Below are 6,295 nucleotides of genomic sequence, written 5' to 3'. Positions count from 1 at the left end.
GACAACCGATCCTACCGGCCATCATAGTCGCCGCTCAACCGGCCATCGTAGTTGTCGCCGCGCACTCAAACCCGCTCGATGCCGAGTAGATGGGGGTATCCAGGTCCAAATCTCGAAGGCGAGCTTGTTGGCTCGGGGTATCCAACTGGTTTTCCTAATCCAGATCTATTCGATCATTTTGCCCATGCAGGTCGTCGTCTTCTCACACCTCCCGCTGTTCCGGCTTCAGGATTTTAGCTGCGGTTGCGTCAACAAGCAGCAATCGCCCGAGCCGGATCCCTGTAATCCTCTTGCTTTGTTGCCATGGCCCAGATCGTCCGCGCCATTTTGTTGGCGAGCGCGACAACGGCGAGCATGCGCGGTTTTCTCGCTGCTAGGCGATCCAGCCAAGAACCACCGCGGATCGATTTGCGCCCGAGCCAGTTCAGGCGCGACATCGCGCCGATGATTAAGAGCCGACGGATGTCGCGCTGCCCGGCCTTGGACACTCGCCCGAGGCGCTGTTTGCCACCGGAGGAATGCTGCCTTGGAACGAGGCCGAGCCAAGCAGCGAAGTCGCGGCCGCAGCGAAACGCTTCGAGCGGCGGTGCGAAGGCTTCGATGGCCAGGGCCGTGACCGGTCCGACGCCAGGGATGGTCTGCAAGCGGCGCGCATCCCTGCTTTGCGCAGCCAAGTCCTTGATCCGTCGGTCCAAGCCTTGAATGGCTTCGGTCTTCCCGGCGATCTGCTCAAGCAGGACACGGCCGAGGTCCCTGACCAAATCGGGCAGTTCGTTGTTGGGCTCGTTCAGGATTTCCTCAAGGCGGCCAAGATGCCCGATGCCTTGAGCCACGATGTAGCCGTATTCATAGAGATGCGCTCGCAAGGCATTGATCAGATCGGTGCGCTGGCGAACCAGTTGCTCTCTGGTCCGGAACAGAATCGCCCTTGCCTGTTGCGCCTCGGTCTTGGCCTCGACGAAACGCATTCCTGGCCGCTGTGCAGCCTCGACTATTGCCTCTGCGTCGGCAGCGTCGTTCTTGTGGCGCTTGATAAAGGGCGTCACGTATCGAGGGGCGACAAGCTTCACTTCATGACCGAGTCTCGCCATCTCGCGAGCCCAATAATGAGCGCTACCGCAGGCCTCCATCGCCACCATGCACGGTTCCTGTTCAGCCATGAATTGCTGAAACCGTTGCCGGGTCAGCTTCTTGCGAAACCGCATCTCCCCGGACATTGAAGCCCCGTGCACCTGAAAAACATGTTTTGCCAGATCCACGCCGATCATCGTATCTTTCGTCACGGTTGCCGTCCTTTCCGCTCAGTGGCTTTCAACACCACATATTTGGCACATTGCGATGCCGTCTGGGGAGGGCGGCAACCACCCCATCTCGAAGCGTTGGACACGCCCCTTGGTACTAGCATCGTCACATGGCATCGTCATAGCATCAGCCGCCCCGGCCCGGGTCAAAGGACGGAAACTCGACGCTGATCAGCCGCCGCGCAAGGTGCCAGGGGGACACCGCTTACGCTCTATCAGTTCATGACCGGGACATAGGCCCGGGCATCCGGTGATGGGCACCCGGAGTGCAGGATCGGATTACTTTATGGCGTATTCGCCTGTCTTCGCGCCAAATTTCTCCCGTGCAAACGCCTTGGCTGCGGCCGACGTTTCGAAGACTTCATCCTGCAAGGCGGATGTGACGATCGGATAGCCCTGCGAATTGTAGCGTGTATCTCGAACCGTAAGCCGAAAGGACCCGTCCTCGCTCTTGTTGGTCACGTCCGTCAATGAGGTGTAATTTCGGGTGTGGTCACCGGGCTGCATGGTCAGGCGGCCTTGGGTGCAATTTGTAGCGGCTGAACCTCCTCGATCATGGATGTGGTGAGGGCGGCCATGCCCTCGATCTGCATGTAGCGGTGCTGGAGCTGCCACTCGTCGTTCTGCTCGAGGAGCACGGCGCCGACGAGGCGAACACAGATGACCGTGATGCAATCGGCTTCCACGCGGTAGAAGACCAGATAGCTGCCGTGGACGCGCCTGCGGATGCCAAGATGGGCATATCGCGGTACAAGCGGGAATCCTTCCGGCATGTCGGCAAGGCCGCGCGCTTTGTCGAGCAGTTCGGCGACGAAGCTGCGGGCGCGCGGCGGATTGTTCCGCGCGATGTAGTCGGCGATGGATTCAAGGTCGGCAACGGCTTCGTCGGTGAGAACGACCTTCATTGATTGCCATGCTTGTCGCTCATGGCGGCGTATTTGGCGTCAAGGCGCGACGCGATGGCGTCGATGTCGTGCACACGCCCGGCCTCGGCATCGGCCACGCCGCGCATGATCGAAGCGTCCAGCGCCGCGAGATGGGTCTCGCGCTCGTGGATCAGGCGGACGCCTTCGCGCAGGACTTCGCTGCGCGAACCATAGCGGCCCGCTTTCACGAGCTTCTTGACGAAGCTATCGAGCTGATTTCCGAGATCGACGCTGCTGGCCATGTGGCACCTCCATTTTCAGCATACCACAGTCCGATAACTATTATCAAATAGGCTGGGTTCCGAGGGGCATGCCCTTTGGTCGGCTCGATGGGCAAAACCATCGTGCGGGGTCTGAGTAGCCCCTAGATTTCTGGACGCCTTCGATCCCAATTTTGAGGAAGGAGGCGACCATGGGAAAGCCCAACTTCAGTGATGAGTGTCAATGGGCACCGATGTTTCCCCAGATGTGGGTTCTCCCGCAATTTCGGTGCAGGCTGTGGGAACGAACCATGAATCTGGTGGATTCGTAAGGGCTCCATAGAGGGAGCCTGTCGAACCGTGGTCAAACGCATTCTACCGCTCGTTCCACCCCAACTAATCGTCGAGGAGGTTGTTCTCGAAGCTACGCGTATCGTGATCCATTGCCGGTCGCGGTTGTCCGCGCCGCGCTGTCCGACGTGCCGGCGTGTGTCATCGCGGACGCATAGCAGATACCAGCGACATGTCGCCGATCTTCCCTGGCAGGGCCGACCTGTCATGCTCTGCGTCCAGGTCCGTCGGCTGCGGTGTATCAATCGAAGTTGCGCGCAGCGTATCTTCGCCGAGCGTGCCGAGGCTCTGGCCGGTCGGTACGCTCGGCGCACACTGCGCCTGCGCGACATCGAGCGTTCGGTTGGGCTTGCCCTTGGCGGTGAAGCGGGTGCTCGCCTCATCGACCGGCTGAGCATGCGCGTCAGCGCCGACACGATGCTGCGGATCGTCCGCACCGGTCGGCAGGTTAAGCACGGTGCGCCGCGGGTTCTTGGCATTGACGACTGGGCATGGCGCAAAGGACAGCGATACGGCACCGTTCTAGTCGATCTCGAGGCCAACCAGGTCGTTGATCTGCTACCGGATCGGGAGAGTGCCACCCTTACTGCCTGGCTGAAGTCCAACCCCGGCGCCGAAATCATCGCACGCGATCGAGCGGGCAGCTACGCCAAGGGTGCGCGTGAAGGGGCGCCCTTGGCTGTGCAGGTTGCGGATCGTTGGCATATGTTGCGCAACTGTTCGGATGCGCTGCTCGCCGCTGTCGAGAAGCGATACCGCCTCGTTCGCGAGGTCGGACGATCACTGGCGGACGATGTCGCGCCGGTTGTACCGCAGGAACGGCCTGCGACAATCGGGGCGTCGAGGGCCACGCTCGACGAACAACGACAAAGCCGAGCGCGAAGACACATGATGTTCGAGGCGGTCGCCGGTCTGCGTGACAAGGGCTGGAGCATAGCGGCCATCGCGCATGAAACGGGTCGCGATCGAAAGACTATCCGCCAGTGGCTTCTCGACAGGCGGCCGGGAACCTGGGAACGCGCATCGCGGCATCCTGCGAATGCCTTTGAAGCCTATCTGCGTTCGCGCTGGGAAGAAGGCTGTCGCAATGCCACCCAGCTTTATCGAGAGGTGTGTGGACTAGGCTACCGTGGCGAAGCGCGCAGCTTCCGTCGCTGGATCAAGACCCGGCTCCGCGACGGCCTGTCGCCGCCGGCGGCGCCATCTGTCGCACGCCCACGCTGGAAATCACCGTCATCGCGTCAGACCGTCAGGCTCCTCTCCGCGTCCAGTGAGACGCTCTGCAAGGAGGATGCCCGGTTCGTCGATGCCGTACGCGCCGCCTCGCCCGCAATCGCGGAAGTAGCCGACCTGGCGCGGCGGTTTCACGAAATACTGGTTGAGCGCAAAGCAGCAGAGCTCGACCCATGGCTTGCCCAGACACTGGGAAGTGCCGTCGCCTCGTTCGCACGAGGCCTGCGGCGCGACATCGATGCGGTGCGCGCCGCGCTGACCTTGCCGTGGAGCACCGGACCGGTCGAAGGCAAGATCAATAAGCTCAAGCTGATCAAGCGCTCAATGTACGGCCGGGCCGGCATCGATCTGCTCCGAGCACGGATTATGGCATGACCCCTGCACCGAAATTGCGGGAGAACCCAGATGTGGGCGCTCAAAATTCCCTATGCTGGCGGTTCGGGATAGTGCGGTGATCAGCCGTATTCGGGATCGGGATTTCCTTTCTTCGGCGGTCGTCCGCGACGTCTGGTTGGCGGCGGATTGAACGCAGCGCCGTTGCGGGCGTTTTCGGGCACGAGCGCAGCATGCTCACCCATGCGATAGCTGGAGCCTTCGATCTGGATGACGACGGCGTGGTGGAGCAGCCTGTCGAGCAGGGCAGTTGCGACGACGGCATCGCCAAAGACCTCAACCCATTCGGCAAAGCCGCGATTGGAGGTAAGGATCATGGCGCCTCTTTCGTAACGGGCCTTGGCGAGTTGGGCGATCAGATCGGCGAGCGGGATGAAGTAGACCGCCTTGCCGGCCCGCACGGCCTCGACCGCGAGTGCCTTGGCAATGTGGCTCTTGCCGGTGCCGGGCGGCCCCAACAGATGGACGACCTCGGCCCGTTCGATGAAGTCGAGGCCGGCCAGTGCCAGGATGCGGTTCTTGTCGAGCGAGGGCTGGAAGGAGAAGTCGTAGCCGGCCAGCGTCTTGACCACGGGCAGCCGGGCCATGCGCAGGGCAGCCTTGACCCGGTGGTTCTCGCGCAGCGACAGCTCTTCGCCCAGCAGTTCGTCGTTGGTTTCGATGCCGTCGATCTGACCCTGCTCGATGCGCCGCGGAGTTGCATCGAGGATTTCGAGCGCTCGGGGCATCTTGAGGCTGACCAGGCTTCGGCGGATGGAGTCGACGCGCGCGGATGGTGCCGTGCTGTTCATGGCCGCCCCTCCATCGCGAGGCTTGCGCCGATCGCTTTATAGACCGCCAGCGAACGCAGCGGCACATGATCGCCGATCCGGCCGATCATCGTCATGGATCGTTCCTGCGTTCGCGGTGCCGGACGTCCTGTGCGATGGCGGCGGTCGATGCGATATTGCCGGTACCCTTCGAGCACGGGATGCTCGGCAACGACGATACCGCGGTCGATGATACGGATCAGGTCCGGCAACTGCTCGATCTCGACGATCCGGCGCGTCCGGTCGGGCACGCTGTAATAGTTGCCGCCGACCGCCACGAGCCCGTCATGGCTGACCCGCCGCTCGAGCTTCAGGACAGCATTAAAGCGGTGGTCCGGCAGGCGTTGCAGTTCCTCCTGCTCCTCGCCGAAGGCTTCGGCAACCACGCGCTGGTCGTCCCATGGACCCGGACATTGGCGACGGTGTCGAGCCAGCCGATGAGCTGGGCGTTGAGGTCCTCCATGTTGCGGAAGGTCCGATCCAGGAAGAAGTCCTCGCGGATATGCCTCAATCTGACTCTGGCACCGTGAAGATATCGAGGCTTGATCAGGTTGGATGAAAATCCCGTAGCAGGCCGCCGCCACTTCCATTAGGTAATCCGGCAAGACCATTCTGTCGGCATGGCCCTGGTGTGGCGATGATCCGGTGAGGACGGTCATGGCGGTTCACGTGATCGTCTCTTGAAGGGGACTGCGATGGGATTTCCAGCCGCCCGGATCGGTGATTTTCATTCTTGCCCCATGGTCAATCCGGGGCCTGTTCCGCATGTGGGCGGGCCGGTCATGAAAGGTCAGTTCAATGTGCTGACCGGCGGCAGCCCGCAAGCCCGTGTTGGCGATCTGTGCGTCTGCAGTGGACCGCCCGATTCGATTGCCAAGGGATCTATGACGGTGCTGGTCGGCGGCTCGCCCGCGGCACGACAGTATGATCCAACCGTGCATGGCGGGGTCATCGTGGCCGGCTACCCTGCGGTATTGATCGGTGATCTGGCCTCCGGCGTGGATATCCCCGCGTTGGCGACACCGGACCCACCATGCCTGAGAACCGCCCAGAAGCAGGGCGCGCCGTTCGTGCGCGGGTGA

The 6,295-nt window shown here is 62.0% G+C and carries 6 protein-coding genes and 3 pseudogenes; 2 read left to right on the top strand and 7 right to left on the bottom strand.

What is annotated here, in order from left to right:
* Nucleotides 1-248 precede the first annotated feature (248 nt).
* From PYV00_RS18755 to PYV00_RS18735, 5 genes and pseudogenes are all read right to left on the bottom strand, one after another.
* Nucleotides 249-1,283, bottom strand: a complete 1,035-nt coding sequence (locus tag PYV00_RS18755) for an IS110 family transposase (RefSeq protein ID WP_275229813.1) — start codon at nucleotides 1,281-1,283, stop codon at nucleotides 249-251.
* Nucleotides 1,284-1,580: 297 nt separating this feature from the next.
* The gene (locus PYV00_RS18750; RefSeq protein WP_275229812.1) at nucleotides 1,581-1,808 is read right to left on the bottom strand and encodes a hypothetical protein; all 228 of its coding nucleotides are present in this window, start codon (nucleotides 1,806-1,808) and stop codon (nucleotides 1,581-1,583) included.
* Nucleotides 1,809-1,810: 2 nt separating this feature from the next.
* Nucleotides 1,811-1,957: pseudogene (locus tag PYV00_RS18745) on the bottom strand (IS256 family transposase); the annotation flags it as partial.
* A 9-nt stretch (nucleotides 1,958-1,966) separates the two neighbouring features.
* A pseudogene (locus PYV00_RS18740) lies at nucleotides 1,967-2,206 on the bottom strand (type II toxin-antitoxin system RelE/ParE family toxin); the annotation flags it as partial.
* On the bottom strand, nucleotides 2,203-2,469 hold the full coding sequence (locus PYV00_RS18735; protein ID WP_275229811.1) for a type II toxin-antitoxin system ParD family antitoxin: 267 nt from the start codon (nucleotides 2,467-2,469) through the stop codon (nucleotides 2,203-2,205). The pseudogene PYV00_RS18740 and the gene PYV00_RS18735, both read right to left, overlap by 4 nt.
* Before the next feature lie 318 nt (nucleotides 2,470-2,787).
* Here PYV00_RS18735 and PYV00_RS18730 point away from each other — a divergent pair, with 318 nt between their 5' ends.
* Nucleotides 2,788-4,386, top strand: coding sequence for an ISL3 family transposase (locus tag PYV00_RS18730; RefSeq protein WP_342803826.1), 1,599 nt, complete (start codon nucleotides 2,788-2,790; stop codon nucleotides 4,384-4,386).
* An 80-nt stretch (nucleotides 4,387-4,466) separates the two neighbouring features.
* Here PYV00_RS18730 and PYV00_RS18725 read toward each other — a convergent pair whose 3' ends face one another.
* Together PYV00_RS18725 and PYV00_RS18720 are read right to left on the bottom strand one after the other, a co-directional pair.
* On the bottom strand, nucleotides 4,467-5,195 hold the full coding sequence (locus PYV00_RS18725; RefSeq protein ID WP_275229810.1) for an ATP-binding protein: 729 nt from the start codon (nucleotides 5,193-5,195) through the stop codon (nucleotides 4,467-4,469).
* Nucleotides 5,192-5,718 (bottom strand): annotated as a pseudogene (locus tag PYV00_RS18720) (Mu transposase domain-containing protein); the annotation flags it as partial. The gene PYV00_RS18725 and the pseudogene PYV00_RS18720, both read right to left, overlap by 4 nt.
* A 190-nt stretch (nucleotides 5,719-5,908) precedes the next feature.
* Between PYV00_RS18720 and PYV00_RS18715 the strand changes: the two are divergent.
* Nucleotides 5,909-6,295 (top strand): PAAR domain-containing protein, encoded by a 387-nt coding sequence (locus PYV00_RS18715; RefSeq protein WP_275229809.1) that lies wholly within the window; start codon nucleotides 5,909-5,911, stop codon nucleotides 6,293-6,295.

Source organism: Novosphingobium album (ex Liu et al. 2023) (assembly GCF_029076845.1).
Lineage (GTDB): Bacteria > Pseudomonadota > Alphaproteobacteria > Sphingomonadales > Sphingomonadaceae > Novosphingobium.
Note: the sequence above shows the minus strand (reverse complement) of the source record. Positions and strands in the feature narration are given on the sequence as shown.

Coding starts and splice junctions, on each gene's coding strand:
- PYV00_RS18750 (WP_275229812.1), bottom strand. CDS start 1,808: ATGCAGCCCGGTGACCACACCCGAAATTACACCTCATTGACGGACGTG.
- PYV00_RS18735 (WP_275229811.1), bottom strand. CDS start 2,469: ATGGCCAGCAGCGTCGATCTCGGAAATCAGCTCGATAGCTTCGTCAAG.
- PYV00_RS18725 (WP_275229810.1), bottom strand. CDS start 5,195: ATGAACAGCACGGCACCATCCGCGCGCGTCGACTCCATCCGCCGAAGC.
- PYV00_RS18715 (WP_275229809.1), top strand. CDS start 5,909: ATGGGATTTCCAGCCGCCCGGATCGGTGATTTTCATTCTTGCCCCATG.